Origin of the sequence: Streptomyces sp. NPDC048419 (assembly GCF_043200415.1) — a bacterium.
In the GTDB taxonomy this organism is placed as follows: Bacteria; Actinomycetota; Actinomycetes; order Streptomycetales; family Streptomycetaceae; genus Streptomyces.
In genome coordinates this window covers 236,927-262,931 of sequence record NZ_JBICXT010000011.1, presented here as the reverse complement: position 1 = coordinate 262,931, position 26,005 = coordinate 236,927, and the positions used below count along the sequence as shown (strand labels likewise).

The following is a 26,005-nucleotide window of genomic DNA, read 5'->3' as shown; positions in this document are numbered from 1 at the left end:
ATGGGTGCCGTTCTCCTCGTGGGGATGGATAGACCCAGCAAGTATCCCACGGGGGGTAAAGCCGTTTTCTCCGTCGCATGCCCGTCTGTGAGAATGGAGCGTCACCCCGTTCAGAAAGAAGGACGTGCCGATCGTGGCTCAGAGCACCGAGACCACCGACTGGGTCTCCCGTTTCGCGGATGAGGTCATCGAGGAGTCGGAGCGCCGGGCCCCTGGCAAACCGGTCGTCGTCGCGTCCGGTCTCTCCCCGTCGGGACCGATCCACCTCGGCAACCTGCGCGAGGTCATGACCCCGCACCTGGTCGCCGACGAGGTCCGGCGCCGCGGACGCCAGGTGCGCCACCTCATCTCCTGGGACGACTACGACCGCTACCGCAAGGTGCCGGCCGGTGTCGCCGGGGTCGACGAGACGTGGGCCGAGCACATCGGCAAGCCGCTGACCTCCGTCCCGGCGCCGAAGGGCTCGCCGTACCCGAACTGGGCCGAGCACTTCAAGGCCGCCATGGTCGCCTCGCTGGCCGAACTCGGCGTGGAGTTCGACGGGATCAGCCAGACCGCGCAGTACACCTCGGGCGTCTACCGCGAGCAGGTCCTGCACGCGATGAAGCACCGGCAGGACATCGACGCCGTCCTCGCGCAGTACCGGACGAAGAAGGCCCCCGCCAAGAAGCAGCAGAAGCCCCTCGACGAGGCCGAGCTGGAGGCCGCGGAGGGCTCCGGCGCGGCCGCCGAGGACGACGGCTCCGGCTCGGCCGGGTACTTCCCGTACAAGCCGTACTGCGGCAACTGCGAGAAGGACCTGACCACGGTCACCTCCTACGACGACGCGACGACCGAGCTGACGTACGCCTGCACGGCCTGCGGCTTCTCGGAGACCGTCCGGCTCAACGAGTTCAACCGCGGCAAGCTGGTCTGGAAGGTCGACTGGCCGATGCGGTGGGCGTACGAGGGCGTCGTGTTCGAGCCCAGCGGCGTCGACCACTCCTCCCCGGGGTCCTCCTTCCAGGTGGGCGGGCAGATCGTCGGGATCTTCGGCGGCAAGCAGCCGATCGGGCCGATGTACGCCTTCGTCGGAATCTCCGGCATGGCGAAGATGTCGTCCTCGCGCGGCGGCGTGCCCACGCCCGCCGACGCGCTGAAGATCATGGAGCCCCAGCTGCTGCGCTGGCTCTACGCCCGCCGCCGGCCCAACCAGTCCTTCAAGATCGCCTTCGACCAGGAGATCCAGCGCCTCTACGACGAGTGGGACAAGCTCGACGCCAAGGTCGCCGACGGGTCCGCGCTCCCGGCGGACATCGCCGCGCACGCGCGTGCGGTCGGCACGGCCGCCGGTGACCTGCCGAGGACCCCGCGCCCGCTGCCGTACCGCACGCTCGCCTCGGTCGCGGACATCACCGCCGGGCACGAGGACCAGGCGCTGCGCATCCTCGGCGAGCTGGACCCCGCCAACCCGCTCGGCACGCTCGACGAGGTCCGGCCGCGCTACGACAAGGCCGAGGCCTGGATCAACACGCAGGTGCCCGCCGACCAGCGGACCATCGTGCGCGACGAGCCCGACGCCGAGCTGCTGAAGTCCCTCGACGAGCCGACCTCGCAGTCCGTAAGGCTGCTGCTCGACGGGCTCGCCGAGCACTGGTCGCTCGACGGGCTGACCCACCTCGTATACGGCGTGCCCAAGGTCCAGGCCGGGTTCGCCGCCGACGCCACGCCCAAGGAACTGCCTCCGGAGATCAAGACCGCCCAGCGGACGTTCTTCGCGCTGCTGTACCACCTGCTGGTCGGGCGGGACACGGGACCGCGCCTGCCCACACTCCTGCTGGCCGTGGGGCAGGAGCGGGTGCGGCGCCTGCTCGGCGAGTAGGACCGGGCCCCGCAGGGCCGGGGTCTACGCGATGTGATCGTCTTCCAGTTCCGCCGTGTGGCGGTTCTGGAAGCGCATCACCATGCGCTTGGCCTCGGCGTCCGGGACAGCCGCGCCGAAGGTGGCCTCGGCGTTGTCGCTGAACTCCCGCGGAGTCGGGTAGCTGCCGTTGATCGACTGCTTGAAGACCTGGTAGTAGGACTCCTCGTCCGGCTCCGGAGTGCCACCGCCCTCGCCCAGTTCACGGGTACGGCCCGGGCTCACCGGGATGGGAAAGCTGCCCGTCTCCTCACCCGGCATCTCCTCGTACAGAGGCTCTTCCTCCACCGGGAACTGCTCCGAGTACTGCTCCGGGAACCGCTCCGGCTCGAAGTACTGCTCGGGATACTGCTCCGGGTACTGCTCCGGCTCGTACATCGGGTCGTAGTCGCCGTGGTACTGGATCTGCTGCGGATGCCGGGCGTGCAGCCACGGGCTCTCCTCCGGCGGGCCGGCCTGCTGCGGGACGGGCGGAGCCACGGCGGCGCGGTTCTCCGCGGGGGCCGTGATCCGGGGCGCCGCCGGCAGCACCGCGGGCTCGATCCCCGCGGCGGCCAGGCCCGAGGGGGCCGTCTCCGCCAGCGGAACGCCGTAGCGGGCCAGGCGCAGAGGCATCAGGGACTCCACCGGGGCCTTGCGGCGCCAGGCGCGGCCGAAGCGGGAGCGCAGCCGGGCCTGGTAGACCAGCCGCTCCTGCTCCAGCTTGATCACCTGCTCGTAGGAGCGCAGCTCCCACAGCTTCATGCGCCGCCACAGCAGGAACGTCGGCACGGGCGAGAGCAGCCAGCGGGTGAGGCGGACGCCCTCCATGTGCTTGTCGGCCGTGATGTCGGCGATGCGGCCGATCGCGTGCCGGGCCGCCTCGACGGAGACCACGAAGAGGACCGGGATCACCGCGTGCATGCCCACGCCCAGCGGGTCCGGCCAGGCGGCGGCACCGTTGAAGGCGATCGTCGCGGCCGTCAGCAGCCAGGCCGTCTGCCGCAGCAGCGGGAACGGGATACGGATCCAGGTGAGCAGGAGATCGAGGGCCAGCAGGACGCAGATGCCCGCGTCGATGCCGATCGGGAAGACGTAGGCGAAGTTCCCGAAGCCCTTCTTGAAGGCCAACTCGCGGACCGCCGCATACGAACCGGCGAAGCCGATGCCGGCGATGATCACGGCGCCGGTCACGACCACGCCGATGAGAATCCGGTGCAATCGAGTCAGCTGCAGTGGCGCGGCCACCCGTACTCCCCTCCCCTTGCGTGTTGTTGCGCGCAACAGAGTGGCACAAGTGTCCGGTGAACGCGGTGCCGGGACGGCCGAAGCCCGGACCCCACAGGGGGCCGGGCTCCGTCAAACAGCCTGGCTGAGCTGCGAATTGGCGTCCAGGTGTGACAGTCAGCTCTTCTTCGCCGCTGAGGAGGACGGGGAGGGCGAAGACGACTTCGCGGCCTTCGACGGCGACGGGGACGCCCCCTTCGAAGCCGACTTGGACGGCGAGGGCTTCGCCGTGCCCGAACCCTTGCCGGAGCCCGAACCGCTGCCCGTGCCCGAGCCGCCCGCGCCGTTCGCCGACGCCACGGAGGCAACGGCCTCCTTGGCCGCCTGCTCGGCGTCCTTCGCCAGCGAACCGGCGTCCGGGGTCTTCTCACCGGCCAGACCGGCGCCGTTGTAGTCGAGCGTGACGACGACGTTCTCGACGCGCGTCACGATCGTCTGCTGCTTGAAGGCGCCTTCCTTCTTCTTCAGGTCGTAGCTCACCAGCGTCGCCTCGTCGCCCGTCCCGGCGACCGGCTGCGCCTTGGCGTTCTTCGCGCCCTCGACGCCCTGCGCGTCCTTGACCTGCTTCTCGTAGTAGGCGTGCGCCAGCTGGTTGCCCTCGCCGCGCTGGGCGTCCGAATCGAAGCGCAGCAGCGAGACGTTGAGCCAGCGGAACTGCGAGCCCTTCACGCCGTTGTTGTCCAGGCTGCTCCAGGAGCAGCTCGCCCGCGTGCCGGTGTCGTCCGACGTGCCCTCCTTGCCGGACTTCGCGCCCTTCGGCACCAGCGAGGTCAGCGTCTTCTTCGACAGCACCGCGCACGAGCCCGGCAACTTCCGGTACGCCGCGGCCTGGACCGTCGGCGACGCGCTCGCACCCGACGCGGCCGAAGACGTGTCACCGCCCGCCTTCTTGCTCCCCCCGTCGCCGGAGCCGGAGTCCGACGAGCAGGCGGCCGCGAACACCATCACGGGCAGTGCGAGTGCGCAGACGGCGACACGCCCCGCGCGCCTCGGCTGACGCTCTCGCTGGTTCCGCTGGTCTCGATCTGCTGCTCGCTGCATGGTTCCTTCACTCATGACGCTGTGGTTCCTGCGGTCGGCGGTTCGGGTCCGAGGGGCCACGGTACGCGGTGAGGAAACTGTGTGCTTCTGCTTCACGGGCTTTGCAGTCGGACGTCCTGGACGGCCGAAAGGGCCTCAGCCGCCCAGGGTGTCGGCCAGCTGAGCCGCCAGTTTCTGGGCCCTGTCCTGCATTTCCTTGCTGTCCGGCGCCGTGCCGACGACGGCCGGCTGCTCCTCGTACTGGATGGTCACAATGACGTTGGACGTGCGGAACGCCACAATCACCGTGCGCTGCTGAGCCGTCGACGCGGAGCCGCTGAGCGCGTCGTCCAGGTACGCCTCGTCGCCGAGGTCGGTCAGGACGCGGGGCTGGAGGTCGGACGGCGCGACGGAGGGGGAGGCGGACCCGGAGGCCGGGTCGGAGGCGGACGCGGAGGGTGAGCCGTCGGACCCGGTGGCGCTGGGGGTGGAACTCGCGCCGGAGCCGCTGTCGGCGGTGCTGGAGACCTCGGGCTCGGGCAGGTCGGCCGCCGTCTGTTTCTGCGCGAACAACTCCTGCGCCTGGGCGTCGTCGCTCACGGAGTTGTCGTAGGAGACGACGCGCTCGAAGTCGACGAGGAGATGGTCGGTCGCGTCCGACGACTGGACCTTCCAGCGGCAGCCCACCTTGCGGTCGGTGTCGTACGTGAGCGTGGCCTCGCCCTCGTACGCCTTCTCGCGCTGCTGCTCGTCGGTGATCTCCTTGATGCCCGGCAGCAGCGAGTCGAGGGTGCTGTGGCCGGGGGCGCTGCACGGCTCCGGGAGCGTGCGGTACTTGCCCGGCTGGGCCGCGGCGGTCGCGGTGCCGGCGTCTCCGGGGTTGGAGTCGTCGGTCGAACCGCCGCCGCTGGAGCCGCCGGTGCAGCCGGCCAGCAATGCCGCGAGGAGTGCGGCGATGCCGGATACGTAGGCCTTCCGCTGCACGGGCTGGCTCCTCTCGACGGTGGGGCTGGGGCCGTGGCTCCAATGTCCCCGCTGGTTATTCGCTTGCCGGGCGGGGGCGTCCCCCGGAGACAATGTGTATCGCACGCACTGCCGTGGACGCCGGTCCGCTGACCTGTTTCATCGACCTTGGCGCCGGTTTTGCGATTTCTAACTTCTGTTGTGTTTCCGGGGGAATGAGGACGATATGTCGTACGTGGAAATGCCGGGCGCGAAGGTCCCGATCCGTCTGTGGACCGACCCGGCGTCGGTCGAGGACGCGGCGCTCCAGCAGCTCCGCAACGTCGCGACCCTGCCCTGGATCAAGGGCCTCGCGGTCATGCCGGACGTCCACTTCGGCAAGGGCGCGACGGTCGGCTCCGTCATCGCCATGCAGGGCGCGGTGTGCCCCGCGGCGGTCGGCGTCGACATCGGCTGCGGCATGTCGGCGGTGAAGACGTCCCTCACGGCGAACGACCTCCCGGGCGATCTGTCCCGGCTGCGGTCGAAGGTCGAGCAGGCGATCCCGGTGGGGCGGGGTGCGCATCGGGCACCCGTTGAGCCGCGGCGGTTCCATGGGCTTGCCACCGCAGGGTGGGACCACTTCTGGGAGCGGTTCGACGGCGTTGCGGAGGCTGTGCACTTCAGGAAGGAGCGGGCGGTCACGCAAATGGGAACTCTCGGGCAGGGCAACCACTTTGTTGAGGTGTGCATCGATATGTCCGATTCGGTGTGGCTCATGCTGCACTCCGGCTCGCGGAACATCGGTAAGGAACTCGCTGAATTCCACATTGGCGTGGCGCAGAAGCTCCCGCACAACCAGGGCCTGGTCGACCGCGACCTCGCGGTGTTCATCGCGGACACCCCGCAGATGGCGGCGTACCGCAACGACCTGTTCTGGGCGCAGGAGTACGCGAAGTACAACCGCACCCTGATGATGGCGCTCCTGAAGGACGTGATCCGCAAGGAGTTCAAGAAGGCGAAGCCGACCTTCGAGCCGGAGATCAGCGCGCACCACAACTACGTGGCGGAGGAGCGCTACGAGGGCATGGACCTGCTCGTGACCCGCAAGGGCGCGATCCGGGCCGGCTCCGGCGAGTACGGGATCATCCCGGGCTCCATGGGCACGGGTTCGTACATCGTGAAGGGCCTCGGCAATGCGAAGTCCTTCAACTCGGCCTCGCACGGCGCGGGTCGGCGCATGAGCCGCAACGCGGCGAAGCGGCGCTTCTCGACGAAGGACCTGGAGGAGCAGACGCGGGGCGTGGAGTGCCGCAAGGACTCCGGCGTGGTCGACGAGATCCCGGGCGCCTACAAGCCCATCGAGCAGGTCATCGACCAGCAGCGGGACCTGGTCGAGGTCGTGGCGAAGCTGAAGCAGGTCGTCTGCGTGAAGGGCTGAAAGGCCAAGCCCCCGGCTGGTACCGGGGGCTTGTCTTCTTTGGCCACTGATCGCTGGGCTGCGGCGGTGTTGCGCTTCAGGCTGCGCTCGGCTCCGCTCACGTCCCTGCCGTAGTCGCGCATGCAGCATGCGATGGCGGTGCTGGCCGTGGTCGGGGAGATGAACGGGAACCCCTTGTTGGTGAGGCCGACTGAACCGTCTGCATCGATCAGGCCCGCCGTTCGGGTGATCGGCTGTGTTCACTCCTGTGAGCTGCACGAGCCGTCGGTCGGCTACTTGGCGTGCAGCACCGCGTAGATCATCACGAAGGCCACGATGTGGATGCCGAAGAGGAAGTAGGCGAGGTAGTACCAGACGTACCGTTCGCGTTTCTTCTCCAGTCGCAGGCGGCGGCGTTCCGTCTCGTCCGGAGTCACCGGTCGCGGTGGACCTTCGTGTTGGAGGCCTGGGCGCGGGGGCGCAGGACCAGGAGGTCGACGTTGACGTGGCTGGGGCGGGTGACCGTCCAGGTGATCGTCTCCGCCACGTCGTCGGCCGTCAGGGGGTCGGGCACGCCCTCGTAGACCTTCGAGGCCTTCTGCTCGTCGCCGCCGAAGCGGGTGAGGGCGAACTCGTCCGTCTTGACCATGCCGGGGGCGATCTCGATGACGCGGACCGGCTGGCCGACGATCTCCAGGCGGAGGGTCTCGGCGAGGACGTGCTCGCCGTGCTTGGCGGCGACGTAGCCAGCGCCGCCCTCGTACGTGCCGAGCCCGGCGGTGGAGGAGACGACGACGACCGTGCCGTCGCCACTCGCCACGAGCTTGGGCAGGAGCGCCTGGGTGAGGTTCAGGGTGCCGATGACGTTCGTCTCGTACATCGAGCGCCAGTCGGCCGGGTCGCCGGTCGCCACCGGGTCGGCGCCGAGCGCGCCGCCCGCGTTGTTGACCAGGACGCCGATCGTCTTGAAGGCGCTCGCGAACTCGTCGACCGCCGCGCGGTCCGTGACGTCGAGCTGGTACGCCGCGGCCGAGTGTCCCGCCGCGTTGATCTCCTCCGCGACCGCCTCGATGCGGTCCTTGCGGCGGGCGGTGAGGACGACGCGGTAGCCGGCCGCGGCGAGCTGCCGGGCCGTGGCGGCGCCGATGCCGCTGCTCGCACCGGTGACGATCGCGATGCGGGAGGCGGCGGACGGTGCGGTTGCCATGCGGTGCTCCTGGTCTGGGGTGTGCGGTCGGCTTTGTTCAGCGTAAGTGAGGCTCAGCCGCCGTTGCGCGGGGCCCACATGATCACGGCCATGCCGGCGAGGCACACCAGCGCGCCGGTGATGTCCCAGCGGTCCGGGCGGTAGCCGTCCGCGACCACGCCCCACAGGATCGAGCCGGCCACGAAGATCCCGCCGTACGCGGCGAGGATGCGGCCGAAGTGGGCGTCGGGCTGGAAGGTGGCGACGAAGCCGTAGGCGCCGAGGGCCAGCACGCCCCCGGCCATCCACAGCCAGCCGCGGTGTTCGCGCACGCCCTGCCAGATCAGCCAGGCGCCGCCGATCTCGAAGATCGCGGCGACGACGAACAGGGCGGCGGAGCGGGCGATGAGCATGGCGGCAGCCTGCCATGCGCGCTGTCACCTGATGGACGGCGCCTGCGGTGCGCTGCGCGTGGGATACATCCGTACGTCCGCGGAGTGAGGAGTGGTGGCATGCGCAGGGTTCTCCCGGTGTCGGTGTCGGTGTCGGTGGCGGTGTTCGCGGCGGTGGCCGCAGGGGCCGCGGGTGCGGTGCCCGCTGCCGCCGGCGGTGCTCCCGAGGCCGATCTGGCCTATCACGGCGTCGTCTCCATGACCGGCGGCCGCGTGGACCTGCGGCTCGTTCCGCGCAACCACGGGCCGTCCGCCGTGCCGGACGCGACGGTGCGGCTGCTCTGGTCGGCGCCGCTCGTGGACGGGCAGGCGCTGCCGCAGGGGTGCGCCCGGTCGGGCGCGCGGGTGGTGCTGTGCCGGGTGGGGGCGCTGGCCGCGGACGACGTGGGCCGGCCGATCGGGCTGCGGGTGCGGCTGCGGGGCGCGCCGTCCGAGGTGGTGCTGGAGACGGACACGGCGTGGAGCGGGGGCGCCGTCGACCGCAACCGGCTGAACGACCGGCAGCGGGTGCTCGTCCTCGACACCGGTGACGAGTACTACTTCTGACGAGTACTACTTCCAGGGATTGTGGAGAGCCGTACCACGACCGTGTGCGCCGTACGATCTCTGCACGGTGTGGACGAGGAGGAGCGAGGCATGGCCGGGAACGCGCGTGAGCGGCTGCTCGGGGAGCTGTCCGTGGTCTCGCGCCGCTACATGGCCTCGTACGCCCTGTTCAACCAGGCCGTCGCCGACCGTCTCGGGCTGCACCCCACCGATCTGCAGTGCCTGAATCTGCTGACGCTGGAGGGCGGGCCGGTGACGACCGGCCGGATCGCCGGCATGACGGGGCTGACGACCGGGTCGGCGACACGGCTGGTGGACCGGTTGGAGAGGGCCGGCTACGTCGTACGGCAGCGGGACGCGGCGGACCGGCGGCGGGTGCTGGTGGCGACCGTGCCGGAGCGGATCGCGGAGTTCGGGCGGATGTGGGACCGGCTGAGCGGCGGGTGGTCCGCGCTCTTCGACGAACTGGACGACGCCGAACTGGCCGTGGTGATCGGGCACATGGGGCGGACCGTGGAGTTCAGTGCGGCGCAGATCGCCCGGTTGCGGGCGGGCGAGGTCTAGGCCTTGGCCTTGGTCTTGTTCTTGCCCTTGGCGTCCTCGGACCCGGTGTCGTAGCGCTCGCGTGCCGCGTGCACCTCGTCGAAGTGGGTCTCGGCCCAGCTCTTCACCGCGGTCATCAACTGGGCGAGGCTGCCGCCGAGTTGGGTGAGTTCGTAGTCCACGCGGACCGGTACGGACGGGGTGACCGTGCGGGTGAGGATGCCGTCGCGCTCCAGTGAACGCAGCGTCTGCGTCAGCATCTTGGGGCTCACTCCCGCGATCTTGCGGCTGAGGTCGCTGTAGCGCATGGGCCCGGTGGAGAGCGCCGCGACGACCAGGCTGACCCACTTGTCGCTGAGGCGGTCGAGGAGCTGGTTGGTCGGGCAGGCGCTCAGGAAGGCGTCGTACGCGACGCGGGCCTGCTCGCGCTTCTGGGCCGCGGTCATGGTCGCCATGGGTCTCCTCCGGGTGAGGTAGGCACCTTCAGGTAACTACTTCCTCCTGGATAGTAACTCTTCCTAGGGTTGTTGCAGCACAGGGGAAACCTTACGAAGCATTTCGATTCCGGGAGACAGTCATGCGTGCTGCAGTGGTGAGGACCTTCGGCGGGCCCGAGGCCGTGGAGATCGTCGAGACCGAGGTGCCCGAGCCGGGTGCGCGCCAGGTGCGGATCAAGGTGGCGGCGGCCACGCTGAATCCGGTGGACGCGGGTGTGCGCGGCGGGTTCTTCGGAGGTGCGGGCAAGCAGATCGGGTTCGGCTGGGACGTCGCAGGGACCGTGGACGCCACGGGCGTGGCCACGGCCTGGAGCGCCGGCGACGAGGTGGTGGCCCTGGACCCCGGCATGGTGCGGCCGCTGGGCACGCACGCCGAGTACGTCGTCGTCGACACGGACGCGGTGGCGAAGGCGCCGGCCACGGTCGACGCGGTGCATGCGGCTACGTTGCCGCTGAACGCGCTGACCGCCGAACAGGCACTGGATCTGCTGGAGTTGGCGCAGGGGCAGTCGCTGCTGGTGACGGGTGCGGCGGGCGCGGTCGGCGGCTTCGCGATCCAACTCGCCGTCGCCCGTGGCCTGTCGGTGACCGCGCTCGCGAGGGAGGGCGACGAGGAGCTCGTACGGTCCCTGGGGGCCGCCCACTTCGCCTCCGGAACCGCCGAGGCGGGCGCCTTCGACGGCGTGCTGGACGCCGCGAACCTCGGCGAGGCGGCGCTGGAGTGGGTGCGCGACGGCGGCGCCTACGTGGGCGTCCGCCCCGGCGGCCACCCGGAGTCCGTACGCGACATACGGACCACCGCGGTCTCCGTCACCGCCGACGGAGCCCGCCTGTCCAAGCTGGCGACCCTGGTGGACGAAGGCGTCCTCACCCTCCGGGTGGCCGACACCTACCCCCTGGCCGCAGCGGCAAAGGCCCACGCCCGCCTGGAGGAGGGCGGAGTAAGGGGCCGCCTGGTCCTGATCCCCTGACCAGCAGCCCACGCAGGGGCGCGGGGAACTGCGCGATCGCCACGACGGCCCCGCAGCCGCCACCGGCCTATCCCCCCTCCCCGGAGTGCGACGGCGCACGACACGGCAGCAGCCGTACAAGAGGCAGGCAAACGAGCACGGTCACCGCGACGGCGGCGAGACTCGCCAGCAGGGCGTGGCTCTCGCCGCCGTCGACCGTCTTGAAGTACACGGTCGTCACCGCGGCGGCACCGACCGAATTGGCCAGCTGCTGCACCCCGTTGAGCGACCCGCTCGCGCTGCCCGCCTCCTCGGGGGCGATGTCGCCGATGGTGACGTCGTAGACGGTGCCGAAGCAGGTGCCCATGCCGAGGCCGACCAGGAGCAGCGGCGGAATCAGCACCCAGCCGTCGCGGTCGGCGAGCAGCGCCAGGCCGCCGCAGCCGGTGAGGATCAACAGCAGCCCGGCCACGACCAGCCGGCGGCCGTAGCGGTGGATCAGCCGGTAGCAGGCCATGGACGCGAGGACGATGCCCGCGGAGAGCGGGATCAGGCCGAGCGCCGTGCCCGCGGGGGAGCGGCCGAGGCCCCGCTGGAAGTGGAGCGAGACGACGTAGAGGAGGCCGGCGACCGCGGCGAAGGCGAGGGCGCCGAGGATCAGGCCCGAGGTGAAGCCGCGGTTGCGGAGCAGGCTCGGGCGGATCAGGGGCTCGGCGGCGGTGCGCTGGCGGTGGCAGAACGCGGCGAACAGCGCGAGGCCCAGTACGAGCAACGCGACGGGCCGCACGCTCCAGCCCGCCGAGCCGTCGATGAGGCCGCCGAGCAGGGCGAGCATGGCACCGCCGAGGAGCGCGGAGCCCGGCCCGTCGACGGAGACGGACGCATCGCCGGAGTCGCGCGGCAGCAACCGCGCGGCGGCGAGCAGGGCCGCGCCGCCCAGGAACAGGTTGATCAGGAACATGGGGCGCCAGCCAAGGCCCGCGAGATCGGCGTCGACCAGGAAACCGGCGAGGATCGGACCGCTGACGGCCGACAGCCCCATCACCGGCCCGAAGAGGCTGAACGCCTTGCCGATCTCCTCCCTCGGCCAGGTCGCGCCGAGGATGCCGAAGCCCTGCGGGATGAGCAGGGCCCCGAAGGCGCCCTGGACCAGCCGGGCGCCGACCAGGAACGACGGCGCCGGCGCCAGCCCGCACGCGAGCGAGGCCGCGACGAATCCGGCGAGCCCGGTGAGGAACAGCCGCCGGCGCCCGTACTTGTCGCCGAGCCGCCCGCCGGGCACCAGCAGCACGCCGAGCGCGAGGGCGTAGGAGGCGCCGAGCCACTGCACGAGGCTCGCGCCGCCGCCCAGGTCGCGGGTGATGGTGGGCGCGGCGACGTTGGTGATCGTGGCGTCGAGGAGGTCGAGGACGTCGGCGGCGAGGACGACGGCGAGGACGGCCCAGCGGGTGCGGCCGGGGAGCGGTGGAGCTTCTCTTGCGTTGCGAAGAATCTGTATCACGCAGATAAATATCCGCGGTGGACTCTTCACGGTCAACCGATTAGTGAGGGCGAAGCCCGTTGACGAGGTCTCAGTCCACGCCCTGCGCCGCGTACGCCGCCGGCGGCACGCCCACCGTCGCCGTGAAGTCCCGTACCAGATGGGCCTGGTCGGCATAGCCGAGGTCGGCCGCGAGGGCGGCCCAGTCCACGTCCTGCTCGGTCTCCGCGCGCTCCAGGGCCTCGTGGATGCGGTGGCGCAGGACGACCCACTTGGGGCCGACCCCCACATACCCGGCGAACAGGCGCTGGAGCAGTCGTACGGACATCCCCTCGGACCGGGCGAAGTCGGTGACGCGGCGGATCGTGCGGTCGGTGCGGATGCGGTCGGCCAGGGCCATGGCGAGCTCGGCCTGCGGGTCGGGGCGGGGGTCGAGTGCGAGGAGGAAGGTGTCCAGGGCGGCGATCCGGGCGGCCTCGTCGTCCGGATCGAGGACGGCGGCCGGGTCGGCGGTGGGGAAGTCCTCGGGGGAGCGGATCCGCCGTCCCGTCCACTCGCTCACCGCCCGCCCCGGCGCGAAGGGCCGGAAGGCGCCGGGCCGGAACTTGATGCCGCACACCCGGCCGCGGCCCTCCAGCTTCTGCGTGAACAGGCCCTGCTGGACGCCCGCGACCTCGACGAAGGCCTCCTGGCCCTCGAACCGCTGGAAGACGATGTGGACCGCGGGATGCGGCACCACGTGGGAGACGTACGGCTCGGTGAGGTCCCAGTCGATCAGCCAGTAGTGCTCGACATGGCGGCGCAGCGGTTCGGCGGGATCGGGGCGGCGGAAGTCCACGCGCGCGAGGAAGTCCGCGGCGCCGACGATGCCTCGGGTGTCACGGCGTGGAGCGGCCATGCGCTGAGCCTAGGGCGGGGTACTGACAGTCCGCGGAATACGCGGGGACCGGTCACCGTTTGCCGGTATAGTTGAAGCGTCAACAAAGTGGAGGTTGAGCGACCATGCAGTTCGGGATCTTCAGCGTCGGGGACGTCACCCCGGATCCCACGACGGGCCGTACGCCGACCGAGCGTGAGCGCATCAAGGCGATGGTCGCGATCGCGCTGAAGGCCGAGGAGGTCGGGCTCGACGTCTTCGCGACCGGTGAGCACCACAACCCGCCGTTCGTGCCCTCGTCGCCCACTACGATGCTCGGCTACATCGCGGCGCAGACCGAGCGGCTGATCCTCTCCACGTCCACGACCCTCATCACCACGAACGACCCGGTGAAGATCGCCGAGGACTTCGCGATGCTCCAGCACCTGGCCGACGGTCGGATGGACCTGATGATGGGGCGCGGCAACACCGGCCCGGTCTATCCCTGGTTCGGCAAGGACATCCGGGAGGGCATCAACCTCGCGATCGAGAACTACGCGCTGCTGCACCGGCTGTGGCGCGAGGACGTGGTGGACTGGGAGGGCAAGTTCCGTACGCCGCTGCAGGGATTCACGTCCACGCCGCGGCCGCTGGACCGGGTCCCGCCGTTCGTCTGGCACGGCTCCATCCGCTCGCCCGAGATCGCCGAGCAGGCCGCGTACTACGGCGACGGCTTCTTCCACAACAACATCTTCTGGCCGGCCGACCACACCAAGTGCATGATCGAGCTGTACCGGAGCCGCTACGCGCACTACGGGCACGGCACGCCCGAGCAGGCGGTCGTGGGCCTCGGCGGTCAGGTCTTCATGCGGAAGAACTCGCAGGACGCGGTACGCGAGTTCCGCCCGTACTTCGACAACGCGCCGGTGTACGGCCACGGCCCCTCGCTCGAGGACTTCACCGAGCAGACCCCGCTGACCGTCGGCTCCCCGCAGCAGGTGATCGAGAAGACGCTGGCCTTCAGGGAGTACGCGGGTGACTACCAGCGCCAGCTGTTCCTGATGGACCACGCCGGGCTGCCGCTGAAGACCGTGCTGGAGCAGCTCGACATGCTGGGCGAGGAGGTCGTGCCGGTGCTGCGCAAGGAGTTCGCGGCGGGGCGCCCGGCCGGCGTGCCCGAGGCGCCGACCCACGCGTCCCTGCTGGCCGCGGCCCAGGACTCGAAGGACTCGAAGAAGGAGGCCGCCGTATGAAGCTCGTCGTCGTCTCGGCGGGACTGAGCGTCCCCTCGTCCACCCGGCTGCTGGGCGACCGGCTCGCGGCCGCGGTGGGCCGGCAGGCTCCGGCCGAGGTCCAGGTCGTCGAACTGCGCGACCTCGCGGTGGAGATCGCGCACAACTTCACCAACGGGTTCCCGGGCCGGAACCTGTCCGCGGCGCTGGACGCCGTGACCGGTGCCGACGGGCTGATCGTCGTCACGCCGGTGTTCTCGGCGTCGTACAGCGGCCTGTTCAAGTCCTTCTTCGACGTGCTCGACAAGGACGCGTCGGCGGGCAAGCCGGTGCTGATCGCCGCGACCGGCGGCACGGCCCGGCACTCGCTGGTGCTGGAGCACGCGCTGCGCCCGCTCTTCGCCTACCTGCGCGCGGTGGTCGTGCCCACCGGTGTCTACGCCGCCTCGGAGGACTGGGGCGCAAAGGGCCTGGACGACCGCATCGAGCGGGCCGCGGGCGAGCTGGCGGCGCTGATGACGGGCCTGTCGGCGAGCCGGCGGCCGGTGAAGGACGACTTCACGGTGGTCCCCTTCGCCGATCAGCTGGCGGCGCTCTCGCCGCCGGCGAACGGCCGCTTTCGGTGAGAAGACGGTAGGCATCGCATCCGGGTTGCCTCTGTGACGGTGAGAGCGCGGTAAAAAGGCTGATCGTAGGCAAGCACGCTCGGCGGAACCGCCGGAGGCCAAGGCAGACTGGGGTACGTGTCCCAGACTGTGCTGCTCGCCGAAGACGACCGCGCCATCCGTCACGCCCTGGAGCGGGCCCTGAGCCTGGAGGGCTACCAGGTCACCGCGGTCGCCGACGGCGTGGAGGCGCTGGCGCAGGCCCACAAGTCGCCGCCGGACGTGCTCCTGCTGGACGTGATGATGCCCGGCATCGACGGGCTCCAGGTGTGCCGGGTGCTGCGGGCCGAGGGCGACCGGACGCCGATCCTCATGCTCACCGCGCTCGTCGAGACCGCGGACCGTATCGCGGGCCTGGACGCGGGCGCCGACGACTACGTGGTCAAGCCGTTCGACGTCGACGAGGTCTTCGCGCGGCTGCGCGCCCTGCTCCGCCGCACCAGCCCGGACCAGGGCATCCCGGTGGACGCGCCGAAGGAGCAGCCGCAGATCTCCGACCGGCAGATCGAGGCCGCGGGACTGCGCATGGACGTACAGGCACGGCGCGCCTGGCGCGCCGAGCGCGAGCTGGAGCTGACCCGCACGGAGTTCGAGCTGCTGGAACTGCTGGTCCGCAACGCCGGGATCGTCCTCGACCACTCCACCATCTACGACCGCATCTGGGGCTACGACTTCGGGCCCGGCTCCAAGAACCTCGCCGTCTACGTCGGCTATCTGCGCCGCAAGCTCGACGAACCGGGGGCACCGGCGCTGATCCACACGGTCCGCGGTGTGGGTTACGTGCTGCGGGAGGACTGAGTGGGGCGGCTCAGGCGGCTGCTGGACAGACGGCGGCCCGGGCTGGTCTCGCTGCGCACCACGTTCGCGGTGTCGTTCGCGGCCGTCACCGCGGCCGTGACGGTGCTGGTCGGCGTGCTGTCGTACAGCGCGGCCGCCCGGCTGGTCCGGGTCGACCAGGAGTCGGTGTTCGACCAGGTCGTGCAGGACGTACGCGACGAGGTGCGGCAGCACCGGATGACGCCCGAGGACTTCTCCTCGTCCGCGCCCGGCCACGACGTGGTGCGCCCCGCGCGCACGGACGTGCAGGTGCTGGGGCCGGCCGGTGACGTCGTCGACCGGGGCCGGCCCGGGCTGCCGGTCGGCGCGGACGACCGGGCGATCGCGGCGAGCCGGACGTCCGGGAAGATGGTCGAGCACAAGGACGTCTACGTCGCCGCGGACGTCTACCGCATCGCGACCGTCTCCCTGGGCGATGGGCGGGGCGCGGTGCAGGTCGCGCAGGAGTTCAGCGACACCGAGGACCTGCTGCGGGCGCTTCAGCAGCGCACGCTGATCCTGATGGGCGCGGTGGTGGTCGCCGCGGGCCTGTTCGGCTGGTGGCTGGCCCGGCGCATCACCCGTCGGCTGATCATCCTGACCTCGGCCGCGGAGGACGTCGCCCGCACCCGCCGGCTCGGCATCGACGTGCCCGTCACCGGCTACGACGAGGTGGGCCGCCTGGGCCGCGCCTTCGACCGCATGCTGGGCCGGCTGGCGCAGTCGGAGGAGGACCAGCGCCGGCTCGTCCAGGACGCGGGCCACGAACTGCGCACACCGCTCACCTCGCTGCGTACGAACATCTCGCTGCTGCGCCGTATCGACGAACTGCCTTTGGCCGCCCGCGAGGACCTGGTCGCCGACCTCGGCCAGGAGGCCCGCGAACTGACCGACCTGGTCAACGAGCTGGTGGACCTCGCCGCCGGGCAGTCCGACACCGAGCCCCCGCAGCGGGTGGACCTCGCCGAGATCGCCGAGGACGTCGCGGGGCTCGCCCGGCGGCGCACCGGCCACGAGGTCAGGGTCCGCGCGAGCGGCGACACGACGACCGACGGCCGCCCCGGCATGCTCCAGCGCGCGATCTCCAACCTCGTGGAGAACGCGGCCAAGTTCGACCGCGACGGCACCGGCCCCATCGAGATCTCCGTCTCCGGTCCCGCCCGGCCCGGCACGGTCCGCGTCGAGGTCCTCGACCGCGGCCCCGGCATCGCCGACTGCGACCTGATCCGCATCTTCGACCGCTTCTACCGCGCGGCCGACGCCCGCTCCCTGCCCGGCTCCGGCCTCGGCCTCTCGATCGTCCGCGAGGTCGCCACGGCCCACGGCGGCGCACCGTTCGCCTTCCAGCGGGAGGGCGGCGGGTCGGTCATCGGGTTCACGGTGGTGGGGGTGCCGGGAAACGCGTCACAGGGCCCTGCCTGACGGCTTTCCGGAAGCCGACCGGTGTAGCCATCTGGTGAACAGGGCGCCCCGAGAGCCCGCCCTCGCCCACCGACCCTCAGGTCAGGGCCACACCAGGCAGTACGGCTGATGCCCCGCCTCATGCAGGCGGTGGCTGAAGTCCTGCCACTCGTGCAGCAGTTGGTAGACGTTGAACGCGTCGCGCGGGCCGCCGCGGTCCGGGACCGTCGACCAGATGAAGGCCGCCGCGCCCACCGCCTCCTCGCCTATGCCGCGCAGCGGGTCGACGACCGTCATGGGGAGCTTGACGACCGCGTAGTCGGGGTGCAGGACGACCAGTTCGAGCGGCGGGACCTTGTGCAGGGGGACGCCTTCGATGCCGGTGAGCACCATCGCCGCCATCGTCTCCGGCTTGATCTTGGTGAACATGCCGTTCATCCCGAGCTCGTCGCCGCCGAGTTCCTCGGGGCGCATCGAGATCGGGACGCGGGCCGCCGTCGCACCGTCCGGCGCGCCGAAGTACTTGTAGGTCACCCCCACCCGACCACCATTCCTGCTCCCCGCCCGGAGCGTCTCGCCCCGCCGGTCGATCCGCCGGTCGATCCGCTCGGAGTCACTCGGTACACCCTGAGCCTGCCGGGACTCGGCCTCCTCCGCCTCGCGTCGGTGCCTTCCCCGCCGGGCACGTCGAGGACCCAGGTCATCAGTCCCCTCGCCCAGTCCGCCACCGCGATGCATATCTCCACCCGAGTGCTTTTCTAGGACGCGTGGCCCCCGCCGCGCAACCCGATCATCGTGTCAGTGACCTCCCCCACGGCCGCCCGCCGAAACGTGCGTCGAAACACCTGCCCGCAGGATCTCCGCAGCCTCTGGACAAGCCTCCGTACACCCTTCCGTACTGCTATACGTACGCGAGGGCCGTTTGAGCTGTGTGTATCAGGAGTCAGTTTCGCAGATCGATCCGGCGGGCGGCTGTCTCCCGGGTCAGCAGCGGTGCCCCGCTGGCGTGGTCACACCCTGGCCTACCCTGAGGAGGTCACTGGCAACCCGGAGCCGGACGATTCGGAGAAGGTCGGAGAAGTCGCAGGTCATGAGTGAACTGCCATATGCATACGAAGCGCCTGTCTCGCAGGCTCTGTTCGACCGGGCCGCGGCCGTCACGCCCGGCGGCGTGAACTCCCCGGTGCGCGCCTTCCGGGCCGTGGGCGGCACGCCCCGGTTCATGGTGTCCGGCGAGGGCCCCTATCTGACGGACGCGGACGGGCGGGACTACGTCGACCTGGTGTGTTCCTGGGGTCCGATGATCCTCGGGCACTCCCACCCGGCCGTCATCGACGCCGTCCGGACGGCCGTCGCGCGCGGTACGTCGTTCGGTACGCCCGGCGAGGGCGAGGTCGCCCTGGCCGAGGAGATGGTCGCCCGGATCGAGCCCCTGGAGCAGGTGCGGCTCGTCTCCAGCGGGACCGAGGCGACCATGAGCGCCATCCGGCTGGCCCGGGGCTTCACCCGGCGCACGAAGGTGATCAAGTTCGCCGGGTGTTACCACGGTCACGTCGACTCGCTGCTGGCCTCGGCGGGCAGCGGTGTGGCCACCTTCGCCCTGCCCGACACCCCCGGTGTCACCGGCGCGCAGGCGGGCGACACGATCGTCCTTCCCTACAACGACCTCGAGGCCGTACAGGAGGCCTTCCACCGGCACCCCGGCGAGATCGCCTGTGTGATCACCGAGGCCTCGCCCGGCAACATGGGCGTGGTGCCGCCGCGGCCCGGCTTCAACCAGGGGCTGAAGGACGCCTGCTCGAAGAACGGCGCCCTGTTCATCTCCGACGAGGTCATGACCGGCTTCCGCACCAGCCGCGCGGGCTGGTTCGGCATCGACGGGGTCACGCCCGACCTGATGACCTTCGGCAAGGTCATGGGCGGCGGCTTCCCCGCCGCGGCCTTCGGCGGCCGCGCCGACGTCATGGCGCACCTCGCGCCCGCCGGTCCCGTCTACCAGGCCGGCACCCTCTCCGGGAACCCGGTCGCCACGGCGGCCGGCCTCGCCCAGCTGCGTCTGCTCGACGACGCCGCCTACGCCAAGGTCGACTCCGTCTCGGAGCAGATCCGCACGCTCGTCACCGAGGCGCTGGCGAAGGAGGGCGTCGCGCACCGGCTGCAGAACGCCTCCAACATGTTCTCGGTCTTCTTCACGGACCGTGAGGTCCGGGACTACGAGGACGCCAAGCGGCAGGAGTCGTTCCGCTTCACCGCGTTCTTCCACTCGATGCTGGCGCAGGGCGTCTATCTGCCGCCCTCGTCCTTCGAGTCCTGGTTCGTGTCCACGGCCCACGACGAACAGGCCGTACAGCGCATCGCCGACGCCCTCCCGGCGGCGGCCCGAGCGGCGGCGGAGGCCACGGCAGCATGAGCGAGACCAACGACACGGCGGGCAGCGAGATCACCGTCGTCCACGTCATGCGGCACGGCGAGGTCGACAACCCGAGCGGGGTCCTCTACGGGCGGCTCGCCGGCTACCACCTCTCCGAGCTCGGGCGGCAGATGGCCGACCGGGTCGCCGAGCACCTCGCCCCGCGCGACATCACCTACGTCTGTGCCTCCCCGCTGGAGCGGGCGCAGGAGACGGCGACCCCGATCGCCAAGGCGCACGGCCTCGACCTCGCCACCGACGAGCGGCTGATCGAGGCAGACAACGTCTTCCAGGGCAAGACCTTCGGCGTCGGTGACGGCGCGCTGCGGCAGCCCGGCAACTGGAAGCACCTCGTCAATCCCTTCAAGCCCTCGTGGGGCGAGCCGTACGTCGACATCGTCGTACGGATGATGCAGGCGCTGGACTCCGCCAAGGACCGGGCGCGCGGGCACGAAGCGGTGCTCGTCAGCCACCAGTTGCCGATCTGGATCGTGCGGTCGTACGTCGAGAAGCGGCGGCTGTGGCACGACCCGCGCAAGCGGCAGTGCACGCTCGCCTCGCTGACGAGCTTCACCTACCAGGGCGACAAGCTCCTCTCCGTGGGCTACAGCGAGCCGGCCCGCGATCTCGTCCCGGCTCATCTGCTCGCCGGCGCCAAGCCGGTGAAGGGCCAAGGGAAAGCTTTCGGCGCCTGAGGGTAAGAGGCGATTCATCCCCTTTGGGTTCCCTGACGCGTCCGTGACATTTTGTTACGAAAGCAACATATTCGCGAGGAACCTCCCCGTTCGTCATGTCCTCTGACTGGGTGACCACCAGAGCACATGACGAATCGGGGATGGAATGCGCACGCTCTCTCGCAGGGGAATGCTCGGTCTCGGCGCGGGCGCCGCGGCAGCCGCCTCACTCTCGGCCTGCGGGGCCCTCAAGTCCTCAGACGGTTCGAGCCATGCATCGGGTTCCAACGCGGCCGGGTCCGGTGCCACGTCGCACCCGGCCCGGCCCATCGGTGACGGCTCGACGTCCTACACCGGCAGGCAGCCCCACCAGCCCGCCAAGGCCGAGCCGTTGGAGCCGGGCCAGACCCCGCCCCAGTTCGTGATCTTCTCCTGGGACGGGGCCGGCGAGGTCGGCAACGGCCTCTTCCCGCGCTTCCTCGACCTCGCGAAGGAGCACGGCGCGGCCATGACCTTCTTCCTCTCCGGGCTGTATCTGCTGCCCGAGTCGAAGAAGCGCCTCTACAACCCGCCGAACAACCCGCGCGGCGCCTCCGACATCGGCTACCTCACCGACGAGCACGTGAAGGCCACGCTGACCAACGTGCGCCGCGCCTGGCTCGAAGGGCACGAGATAGGCACCCACTTCAACGGCCACTTCTGCTCCGGCTACGGCACCGTCGGCAACTGGACGCCCGCGCAGTGGCGCAGCGAGATCGAGCAGGCCAAGTCCTTCGTGAAGGAGTGGCGCACCAACACCGGGTGGACGAACCTGCCCTCCCTGCCCTTCGACTACGAGAAGGAACTCGTCGGCGGCCGTACGCCCTGTCTGCTCGGCCAGAACAACCTGCTGCCCACCGCCAAGTCGCTCGGCTGGCGCTACGACGCCTCCTCGCCCGGCGGCCGCCAGACCTGGCCCGACAAGAAGCAGGGCGTCTGGGACCTGCCGCTGCAGCAGATCCCGTTCCCCGGGCGCAGCTTCGAGGTGCTCTCGATGGACTACAACATGCTCGCCAACCAGTCGGTCAACTCGACCAACGCGCCCGCCTACAACTACCCGGCCTGGCGCACCCAGTCCGCGAACGCCTACATATCCGGCTTCAAGCGGGCATACGAGACCAACCGGGCACCCTTCTTCGTCGGCAATCACTTCGAGCACTGGAACGGCGGCATCTACATGGACGCCGTCGAGGAGGCTTTCAAGCACATCGCGCGGGAGAAGGAGAAGGGCGCGGACGTACGCCTCGTCTCCTTCCGGCAGTTCGTCGACTGGATGGACGTGCAGAAGCCCGAGGTGCTCGGCAAGCTGCGCACCCTTGACGTCGGACAGGCGCCGGCCGGCGGCTGGAAGACCTTCCTCCAGGCCGCCCCGTCGTCCTCCTCCTCGCCCTCCGGGCAGGCCGCCTGAGAGGCGGAAATCCCCCCGCGAGGGGGGTGCGCAAGATCCCCGGAACGGACATGCGAAACTTTTCACATGAGTGCCGCCAGCCGCGCCCCCATGCGCTCGAACCGCGCACACCGCCGCGTCGTCCTGACCACCGCCGGTGCCGCGGTCGCCGCGCTGCTGATGTCCGCCTGCTCGTCCGGAGGGACCTCCGGCGGAGGCGGTGACACCAACTTCGTCATGGGCAAGGACGGCATCTCCACCGCCAAGAAGGGCGAGCGCGCAGTAGCGCCCGACCTGTCCGGCAAGACCGTTGACGGCAAACAGCTCGACGTCACCTCCTACAAGGGCAAGATCGTCGTCCTGAACGTGTGGGGCTCCTGGTGTCCCCCCTGCCGAGCAGAGGCGCCGGGCTTCGAGAAGGTCTCCCAGGACCTCCAGCGCAAGGGCGTCCAGTTCGTCGGTATCAACACCCGCGACACCAGCACCGCGAGCGCCCGCGCCTTCGAGGAGAAGTACGGCGTCAGCTTCCCCAGCCTGTACGACCCCACGGGCAAGCTGATGCTCCGCTTCAAGAGAGGCACCCTCAATCCGCAGGCGATCCCCTCCACGCTCGTCCTCGACCGGGAGGGCAAGATCGCCGCGCGTTCGCTCGCCGCGCTCAGCGATGACAAGCTGCGCAAGATGATCGCCCCGGTCCTCGCGGAGAAGTGACGTGAGCCCACTCACCACGCTCGCCGAGCCGGGCCTCAACGACACGGTGCTCAACGGCGCCCTGCTGACAGCCCTGCCCATCGCGCTCCTCGGCGGCCTCGTCTCCTTCTTCTCCCCGTGCGTCCTGCCGCTGGTGCCCGGCTATCTGTCGTACGTGACCGGCGTCACCGGCACCGATCTGGCCGAGGCCCGGCGCGGGCGGATGGTCGCCGGCGCCTCGCTCTTCGTGCTCGGGTTCACCGCCGTGTTCGTCTCCAGCGGTGCCCTCTTCGGCTTCTTCGGCGACACGCTGCAGGACAACAAGGGCGTCCTGTCGAAGGTGCTGGGCGCGCTCATGATCGTCATGGGTGTCTTCTTCATGGGCCTCATGCCCTGGATGAGCCAGCGCGAATTCCGCCTCCACAAGCGGCCTGTGGCCGGACTCGCCGGCGCCCCCCTCCTCGGCGCGCTGTTCGGCATCGGCTGGACGCCGTGCATCGGACCCACCCTCGCCTCCGTGCTGGCCCTGTCCTCCCAGCAGTCCAGCGCGGGGCGCGGTGCGATACTGACCGTCGCCTACTGCCTCGGCCTCGGAGTGCCGTTCGTGCTCGCCGCGGTCGCCTTCCGCAAGGCGCTCGGCGCCTTCGGCTGGGTCAAGCGCCACTACGTCTGGGTGATGCGGATCGGCGGCACGATGATGATCGTGACCGGTCTGCTGCTGCTCACCGGCGCCTGGGACCGCCTCGTGCAGGACATGCAGTCCTGGTCCGCCGGCTTCACTGTGGGGATCTGACTCGATGAGCACCACTCCAAAGACCGCGTCCGGCACGAGCGCCGAGCGGGCCGACGACGACCTCGGTGCGGCCGGCTCGCAGCTGTCCACCGCCCCCAAGGAGTACCTGCCGAACCTGCCCTCGCTGGGCGTGATCGGTTGGGCGCGCTGGTTCTGGCGGCAGCTCACCTCCATGCGGGTCGCCCTGCTCCTGCTCCTGCTCCTCTCGCTCGGCGCGATCCCGGGCTCGCTGATCCCGCAGGCCGGCACCGACGAGACCAAGGTCGCCGACTTCCGCAAGGCCCACACCTTCCTCGCGCCGGTCTACGACCGGCTCGGCCTGTTCCACGTCTACGGCTCGGTGTGGTTCTCCGCGATCTACATCCTGCTGTTCGTCTCCCTCATCGGCTGCATCATCCCGCGCACCTATCAGTTCGTCGGGCAGCTGCGCGGCCGCCCGCCGGGTGCGCCCAAGCGGCTGACCCGGCTGCCCGCCTACACGACCTGGCGGACCGAGGCCGAGCCCGAGCAGGTCCGCGAGGCCGCGCTCGCCCTGCTGAAGAAGCGCCGGTTCCGCGCGCACCGCGCCGGTGACGCCGTCGCCGCCGAGAAGGGCTATCTGCGCGAGATCGGCAACCTCGCCTTCCACATCGCGCTGATCGTGCTGCTGATCGCCTTCGCCTGGGGCCAGCTCTTCAAGTCCGAAGGCAACAAGCTGATCGTCGAGGGCGACGGCTTCTCCAACACCACCACGCAGTACGACGACTTCAAGTCCGGCAACCTCTTCACCTCCGACGACCTGGTGCCGTTCAGCTTCACCCTGGACAAGTTCACCGGGACCTACGAGGCCAGCGGCCCCAACAAGGGCACCCCGCGCACCTACCAGGCCGCCCTCACCTACAGCAAGGGCGCCTACGGCAAGGACCACAAGGACCTCGTCAAGGTCAACGAGCCGCTGCAGATCGGCGACGCCAACGTCTATCTCACCGCCCACGGTTACGCACCGCTCATCACCGTCCGCGACGGCAGGGGCAAGGTCGTCTACCGCGACGCCGTCCCCCTCCTTCCGCTCGACTCCAACGTCACCTCCACCGGCGTGATCAAGGTCCTCGACGGCTACAAGAACGCCAAGGGCGTCAGCCAGCAGCTGGGCATCTCGGCCTTCCTGCTGCCCACCTACACCAAGGGCAGCGAGACGGCCTCCACCTTCCCGGCGCTGAGGAACCCGGTCCTGAACCTCACGCCGTACTACGGCGACCTCGGCGTCGACTCCGGTATCCCGCAGAGCGTGTACCAGCTCGACAAGTCGCATGTGAAGGGCTTCAAGGACGCCAAGGGCGCCCAGCTCAGGGACAACCTGAAGCCGGGCCAGACCATGACGCTCCCGAACGGCGCGGGCACGATCACCTACGAGGGCACCAAGGAGTGGGCGAACTTCCAGGTCGTCCAGCAGCCCGGCACCGCCTGGGCGCTCGGCGGCGCGCTCGCCGCCATCTTCGGCCTCGCCGGCTCCCTGTTCATCCAGCGCCGCCGCGTCTGGGTGCGGGCGGTCCGGGGCGCCGACGGCGTGACGGTCGTGGAGATGGCCGGACTCGGCCGCAGCGAGTCCGCGAAGGTACCCGAGGAACTCGGCGACCTCGCCGGAATCCTGTACGACCAGGCGCCGGGCGCACCCGAGCCCGACGACTCCCCAGACCACGACACCACCCCCGACCCCCAAGTCGTACCTGCCGAAGGGGCTGAGCAGTGACTCTCGCCGCCGGAACCGAGTTGGCCACCGCTGCCAACGAACACCTCGCGAACATCAGCAACACGCTGATCTACTCCGCGATGGCCGTCTACACCCTGGCCTTCTTCGCCTACATCGCCGAGTGGCTCTTCGGCAGCCGCAGCAAGGTCGCGCGCACCGCGGCCGCGCTGACCACGACGGGGAAGAGCAAGGGGGCCCCGGCCGTCACCGTGCAGACGGCGGGCGGTACGGCCGTGCTCGAGCGGCCCAAGGTCGTCGTACGGTCCTCGGCCGGGTCCCGTGACGTGCCCGACGGGCCCGGGGCGCACGGCGGGGACGAGCAGGGCGACCTCTACGGGCGTATCGCCATCTCGCTCACGGTGCTCGCCTTTCTGGTCCACCTCGTCGGCGTGATCGCCCGCGCGGCCTCGGTGCAGCGCGCGCCGTGGGGCAACATGTACGAGTTCAACATCACCTTCTCCACCGTCGCCGTCGGTGTGTACCTCACGCTGCTGGCGCTGAAGAAGAACGTCCGCTGGCTCGGCCTGTTCCTGGTCACGACGGTCCTCCTCGATCTCGGCATCGCCGTCACTGTCTTGTACACCGCCAGCGACCAGTTGGTTCCCGCCCTTCACTCGTACTGGCTCTACATCCACGTCTCCACCGCCATCCTGTGCGGCGCGGTCTTCTACGTGGGCGCGGCGGGCACGCTGCTCTACCTCTTCAAGGACTCCTACGAGACCAAGCTGGAGAACGGCGGCACGCCCGGCCGCTTCGCGACGTCCTTCCTGGAGCGCCTGCCCGCGTCCTCGTCCCTCGACAAGTTCGCCTACCGCCTGAACGCCGCGGTCTTCCCGCTGTGGACGTTCACGATCATCGCGGGCGCGATCTGGGCCGAGTCGGCCTGGGGCCGCTACTGGGGCTGGGACCCGAAGGAGACCTGGGCGTTCATCACCTGGGTCGCGTACGCCTGCTACCTGCACGCCCGCGCCACCGCCGGCTGGAAGGGCCGCAAGGCCGCCTACCTGGCCCTGATCGCCTTCGGCTGCTGGCTGTTCAACTACTACGGCGTCAACATCTTCGTCTCCGGCAAGCACTCCTACGCGGGCGTGTGAGCCGAGCGGGCGGCGCG

26 protein-coding genes are annotated in these 26,005 nt (G+C 70.2%); 16 read left to right on the top strand and 10 right to left on the bottom strand.

Annotated features, from left to right (window positions below; all coding sequences use genetic code 11):
* Positions 1-124 precede the first annotated feature (124 nt).
* Positions 125-1,861: a lysine--tRNA ligase gene (gene lysS / locus ACGFYN_RS24125; protein WP_393867897.1), complete on the top strand. Its 1,737-nt coding sequence runs from the start codon at positions 125-127 to the stop codon at positions 1,859-1,861.
* A 24-nt stretch (positions 1,862-1,885) separates the two neighbouring features.
* Here the strand turns inward: lysS and ACGFYN_RS24120 are convergent, their stop codons facing one another.
* From ACGFYN_RS24120 to ACGFYN_RS24110, 3 genes are all read right to left on the bottom strand, one after another.
* The gene (locus tag ACGFYN_RS24120; protein WP_393867896.1) at positions 1,886-3,127 is read right to left on the bottom strand and encodes a DUF2637 domain-containing protein; all 1,242 of its coding nucleotides are present in this window, start codon (positions 3,125-3,127) and stop codon (positions 1,886-1,888) included.
* Between the two features lie 156 nt (positions 3,128-3,283).
* Complete coding sequence (locus ACGFYN_RS24115; protein WP_393867895.1) at positions 3,284-4,222, bottom strand: DUF3558 domain-containing protein; 939 nt, start codon at positions 4,220-4,222, stop codon at positions 3,284-3,286.
* Between the two features lie 120 nt (positions 4,223-4,342).
* Positions 4,343-5,170 carry a DUF3558 domain-containing protein gene (locus ACGFYN_RS24110; protein WP_393867894.1) on the bottom strand — a complete coding sequence of 276 codons (828 nt, stop codon included), beginning with the start codon at positions 5,168-5,170 and terminating at the stop codon, positions 4,343-4,345.
* Between the two features lie 205 nt (positions 5,171-5,375).
* Here ACGFYN_RS24110 and ACGFYN_RS24105 point away from each other — a divergent pair, with 205 nt between their 5' ends.
* The gene (locus ACGFYN_RS24105) at positions 5,376-6,569 is read left to right on the top strand and encodes an RtcB family protein (RefSeq protein WP_393867893.1); all 1,194 of its coding nucleotides are present in this window, start codon (positions 5,376-5,378) and stop codon (positions 6,567-6,569) included.
* A 272-nt stretch (positions 6,570-6,841) separates the two neighbouring features.
* Here the strand turns inward: ACGFYN_RS24105 and ACGFYN_RS24100 are convergent, their stop codons facing one another.
* Genes ACGFYN_RS24100 through ACGFYN_RS24090 form a run of 3 tightly spaced genes read right to left on the bottom strand, consistent with a single transcriptional unit; the run spans position 6,842 to position 8,147 of the window.
* Entirely contained in the window at positions 6,842-7,078 is a 237-nt protein-coding gene (locus ACGFYN_RS24100; protein ID WP_393867933.1) for a hypothetical protein, read from the bottom strand.
* Positions 6,982-7,755: an SDR family NAD(P)-dependent oxidoreductase gene (locus ACGFYN_RS24095; RefSeq protein WP_393867892.1), complete on the bottom strand. Its 774-nt coding sequence runs from the start codon at positions 7,753-7,755 to the stop codon at positions 6,982-6,984. The genes ACGFYN_RS24100 and ACGFYN_RS24095 overlap by 97 nt, the downstream gene beginning before the upstream one ends.
* 53 nt (positions 7,756-7,808) lie before the next feature.
* Positions 7,809-8,147 carry a YnfA family protein gene (locus ACGFYN_RS24090; protein WP_393867891.1) on the bottom strand — a complete coding sequence of 113 codons (339 nt, stop codon included), beginning with the start codon at positions 8,145-8,147 and terminating at the stop codon, positions 7,809-7,811.
* Positions 8,148-8,246: 99 nt separating this feature from the next.
* Here ACGFYN_RS24090 and ACGFYN_RS24085 point away from each other — a divergent pair, with 99 nt between their 5' ends.
* Positions 8,247-8,732, top strand: a complete 486-nt coding sequence (locus ACGFYN_RS24085) for a hypothetical protein (protein ID WP_393867890.1) — start codon at positions 8,247-8,249, stop codon at positions 8,730-8,732.
* Between the two features lie 90 nt (positions 8,733-8,822).
* Positions 8,823-9,296 (top strand): MarR family winged helix-turn-helix transcriptional regulator, encoded by a 474-nt coding sequence (locus ACGFYN_RS24080; protein WP_393867889.1) that lies wholly within the window; start codon positions 8,823-8,825, stop codon positions 9,294-9,296.
* Here ACGFYN_RS24080 and ACGFYN_RS24075 read toward each other — a convergent pair.
* Positions 9,293-9,730 carry a winged helix-turn-helix transcriptional regulator gene (locus ACGFYN_RS24075; RefSeq protein ID WP_393867888.1) on the bottom strand — a complete coding sequence of 146 codons (438 nt, stop codon included), beginning with the start codon at positions 9,728-9,730 and terminating at the stop codon, positions 9,293-9,295. The two genes, ACGFYN_RS24080 and ACGFYN_RS24075, sit on opposite strands and share 4 nt — an antisense overlap.
* A 122-nt stretch (positions 9,731-9,852) precedes the next feature.
* Between ACGFYN_RS24075 and ACGFYN_RS24070 the strand changes: the two genes are divergently transcribed.
* Positions 9,853-10,743 carry an NADP-dependent oxidoreductase gene (locus tag ACGFYN_RS24070; RefSeq protein ID WP_393867887.1) on the top strand — a complete coding sequence of 297 codons (891 nt, stop codon included), beginning with the start codon at positions 9,853-9,855 and terminating at the stop codon, positions 10,741-10,743.
* A gap of 67 nt (positions 10,744-10,810) precedes the next feature.
* Here the strand turns inward: ACGFYN_RS24070 and ACGFYN_RS24065 are convergent, their stop codons facing one another.
* Positions 10,811-12,223, bottom strand: a complete 1,413-nt coding sequence (locus tag ACGFYN_RS24065; RefSeq protein ID WP_393867886.1) for an MFS transporter — start codon at positions 12,221-12,223, stop codon at positions 10,811-10,813.
* Between the two features lie 70 nt (positions 12,224-12,293).
* Positions 12,294-13,100, bottom strand: a complete 807-nt coding sequence (locus ACGFYN_RS24060) for a DUF6597 domain-containing transcriptional factor (RefSeq protein WP_393867885.1) — start codon at positions 13,098-13,100, stop codon at positions 12,294-12,296.
* Between the two features lie 104 nt (positions 13,101-13,204).
* On the opposite strand from ACGFYN_RS24060, the gene ACGFYN_RS24055 reads away from it, so the two are divergent.
* From ACGFYN_RS24055 to ACGFYN_RS24040, 4 genes are all read left to right on the top strand, one after another.
* Positions 13,205-14,311 carry an LLM class flavin-dependent oxidoreductase gene (locus ACGFYN_RS24055; protein ID WP_393867884.1) on the top strand — a complete coding sequence of 369 codons (1,107 nt, stop codon included), beginning with the start codon at positions 13,205-13,207 and terminating at the stop codon, positions 14,309-14,311.
* The gene (locus tag ACGFYN_RS24050) at positions 14,308-14,916 is read left to right on the top strand and encodes an FMN reductase (protein ID WP_393867883.1); all 609 of its coding nucleotides are present in this window, start codon (positions 14,308-14,310) and stop codon (positions 14,914-14,916) included. The genes ACGFYN_RS24055 and ACGFYN_RS24050 overlap by 4 nt, the downstream gene beginning before the upstream one ends.
* Positions 14,917-15,045: 129 nt before the next feature.
* Positions 15,046-15,753, top strand: a complete 708-nt coding sequence (locus ACGFYN_RS24045) for a response regulator transcription factor (RefSeq protein WP_393867932.1) — start codon at positions 15,046-15,048, stop codon at positions 15,751-15,753.
* Positions 15,754-17,193, top strand: coding sequence for an ATP-binding protein (locus ACGFYN_RS24040; protein ID WP_393867882.1), 1,440 nt, complete (start codon positions 15,754-15,756; stop codon positions 17,191-17,193). It begins immediately after the preceding gene.
* An 81-nt stretch (positions 17,194-17,274) separates the two neighbouring features.
* On the opposite strand, the gene ACGFYN_RS24035 is transcribed toward ACGFYN_RS24040, so the two are convergent.
* Positions 17,275-17,910 (bottom strand): hypothetical protein, encoded by a 636-nt coding sequence (locus tag ACGFYN_RS24035; RefSeq protein WP_393867881.1) that lies wholly within the window; start codon positions 17,908-17,910, stop codon positions 17,275-17,277.
* Positions 17,911-18,262: 352 nt separating this feature from the next.
* Here ACGFYN_RS24035 and hemL point away from each other — a divergent pair, with 352 nt between their 5' ends.
* The 7 genes from hemL to ccsB all read left to right on the top strand — a co-directional run bounded on the left by hemL (position 18,263) and on the right by ccsB (position 25,988).
* Positions 18,263-19,582 carry a glutamate-1-semialdehyde 2,1-aminomutase gene (gene hemL / locus ACGFYN_RS24030; RefSeq protein WP_393867880.1) on the top strand — a complete coding sequence of 440 codons (1,320 nt, stop codon included), beginning with the start codon at positions 18,263-18,265 and terminating at the stop codon, positions 19,580-19,582.
* Positions 19,579-20,277 carry a histidine phosphatase family protein gene (locus ACGFYN_RS24025; RefSeq protein ID WP_393867879.1) on the top strand — a complete coding sequence of 233 codons (699 nt, stop codon included), beginning with the start codon at positions 19,579-19,581 and terminating at the stop codon, positions 20,275-20,277. The genes hemL and ACGFYN_RS24025 overlap by 4 nt, the downstream gene beginning before the upstream one ends.
* 145 nt (positions 20,278-20,422) lie before the next feature.
* The gene (locus ACGFYN_RS24020) at positions 20,423-21,703 is read left to right on the top strand and encodes a hypothetical protein (RefSeq protein ID WP_393867878.1); all 1,281 of its coding nucleotides are present in this window, start codon (positions 20,423-20,425) and stop codon (positions 21,701-21,703) included.
* Between the two features lie 66 nt (positions 21,704-21,769).
* Complete coding sequence (locus ACGFYN_RS24015; RefSeq protein ID WP_393867877.1) at positions 21,770-22,393, top strand: TlpA family protein disulfide reductase; 624 nt, start codon at positions 21,770-21,772, stop codon at positions 22,391-22,393.
* Between the two features lies 1 nt (position 22,394).
* Entirely contained in the window at positions 22,395-23,165 is a 771-nt protein-coding gene (locus ACGFYN_RS24010) for a cytochrome c biogenesis CcdA family protein (protein WP_393867876.1), read from the top strand.
* 4 nt (positions 23,166-23,169) lie between these two features.
* On the top strand, positions 23,170-24,894 hold the full coding sequence (locus ACGFYN_RS24005) for a cytochrome c biogenesis protein ResB (RefSeq protein WP_393867875.1): 1,725 nt from the start codon (positions 23,170-23,172) through the stop codon (positions 24,892-24,894).
* Positions 24,891-25,988, top strand: a complete 1,098-nt coding sequence (ccsB, locus tag ACGFYN_RS24000) for a c-type cytochrome biogenesis protein CcsB (protein ID WP_393867874.1) — start codon at positions 24,891-24,893, stop codon at positions 25,986-25,988. The genes ACGFYN_RS24005 and ccsB overlap by 4 nt, the downstream gene beginning before the upstream one ends.
* The last annotated feature ends 17 nt before the right edge of the window (positions 25,989-26,005 follow it).

Coding starts and splice junctions, on each gene's coding strand:
- ACGFYN_RS24115 (WP_393867895.1), bottom strand. CDS start 4,222: ATGAGTGAAGGAACCATGCAGCGAGCAGCAGATCGAGACCAGCGGAAC.
- ACGFYN_RS24105 (WP_393867893.1), top strand. CDS start 5,376: ATGTCGTACGTGGAAATGCCGGGCGCGAAGGTCCCGATCCGTCTGTGG.
- ACGFYN_RS24050 (WP_393867883.1), top strand. CDS start 14,308: ATGAAGCTCGTCGTCGTCTCGGCGGGACTGAGCGTCCCCTCGTCCACC.
- ACGFYN_RS24080 (WP_393867889.1), top strand. CDS start 8,823: ATGGCCGGGAACGCGCGTGAGCGGCTGCTCGGGGAGCTGTCCGTGGTC.
- ACGFYN_RS24075 (WP_393867888.1), bottom strand. CDS start 9,730: ATGGCGACCATGACCGCGGCCCAGAAGCGCGAGCAGGCCCGCGTCGCG.
- ACGFYN_RS24020 (WP_393867878.1), top strand. CDS start 20,423: ATGCGCACGCTCTCTCGCAGGGGAATGCTCGGTCTCGGCGCGGGCGCC.
- ACGFYN_RS24005 (WP_393867875.1), top strand. CDS start 23,170: ATGAGCACCACTCCAAAGACCGCGTCCGGCACGAGCGCCGAGCGGGCC.
- ACGFYN_RS24060 (WP_393867885.1), bottom strand. CDS start 13,100: ATGGCCGCTCCACGCCGTGACACCCGAGGCATCGTCGGCGCCGCGGAC.
- ACGFYN_RS24090 (WP_393867891.1), bottom strand. CDS start 8,147: ATGCTCATCGCCCGCTCCGCCGCCCTGTTCGTCGTCGCCGCGATCTTC.
- hemL (WP_393867880.1), top strand. CDS start 18,263: ATGAGTGAACTGCCATATGCATACGAAGCGCCTGTCTCGCAGGCTCTG.
- ACGFYN_RS24035 (WP_393867881.1), bottom strand. CDS start 17,910: ATGCATCGCGGTGGCGGACTGGGCGAGGGGACTGATGACCTGGGTCCT.
- ACGFYN_RS24015 (WP_393867877.1), top strand. CDS start 21,770: ATGAGTGCCGCCAGCCGCGCCCCCATGCGCTCGAACCGCGCACACCGC.
- ACGFYN_RS24025 (WP_393867879.1), top strand. CDS start 19,579: ATGAGCGAGACCAACGACACGGCGGGCAGCGAGATCACCGTCGTCCAC.
- ACGFYN_RS24095 (WP_393867892.1), bottom strand. CDS start 7,755: ATGGCAACCGCACCGTCCGCCGCCTCCCGCATCGCGATCGTCACCGGT.
- ACGFYN_RS24070 (WP_393867887.1), top strand. CDS start 9,853: ATGCGTGCTGCAGTGGTGAGGACCTTCGGCGGGCCCGAGGCCGTGGAG.
- ACGFYN_RS24085 (WP_393867890.1), top strand. CDS start 8,247: ATGCGCAGGGTTCTCCCGGTGTCGGTGTCGGTGTCGGTGGCGGTGTTC.
- ACGFYN_RS24055 (WP_393867884.1), top strand. CDS start 13,205: ATGCAGTTCGGGATCTTCAGCGTCGGGGACGTCACCCCGGATCCCACG.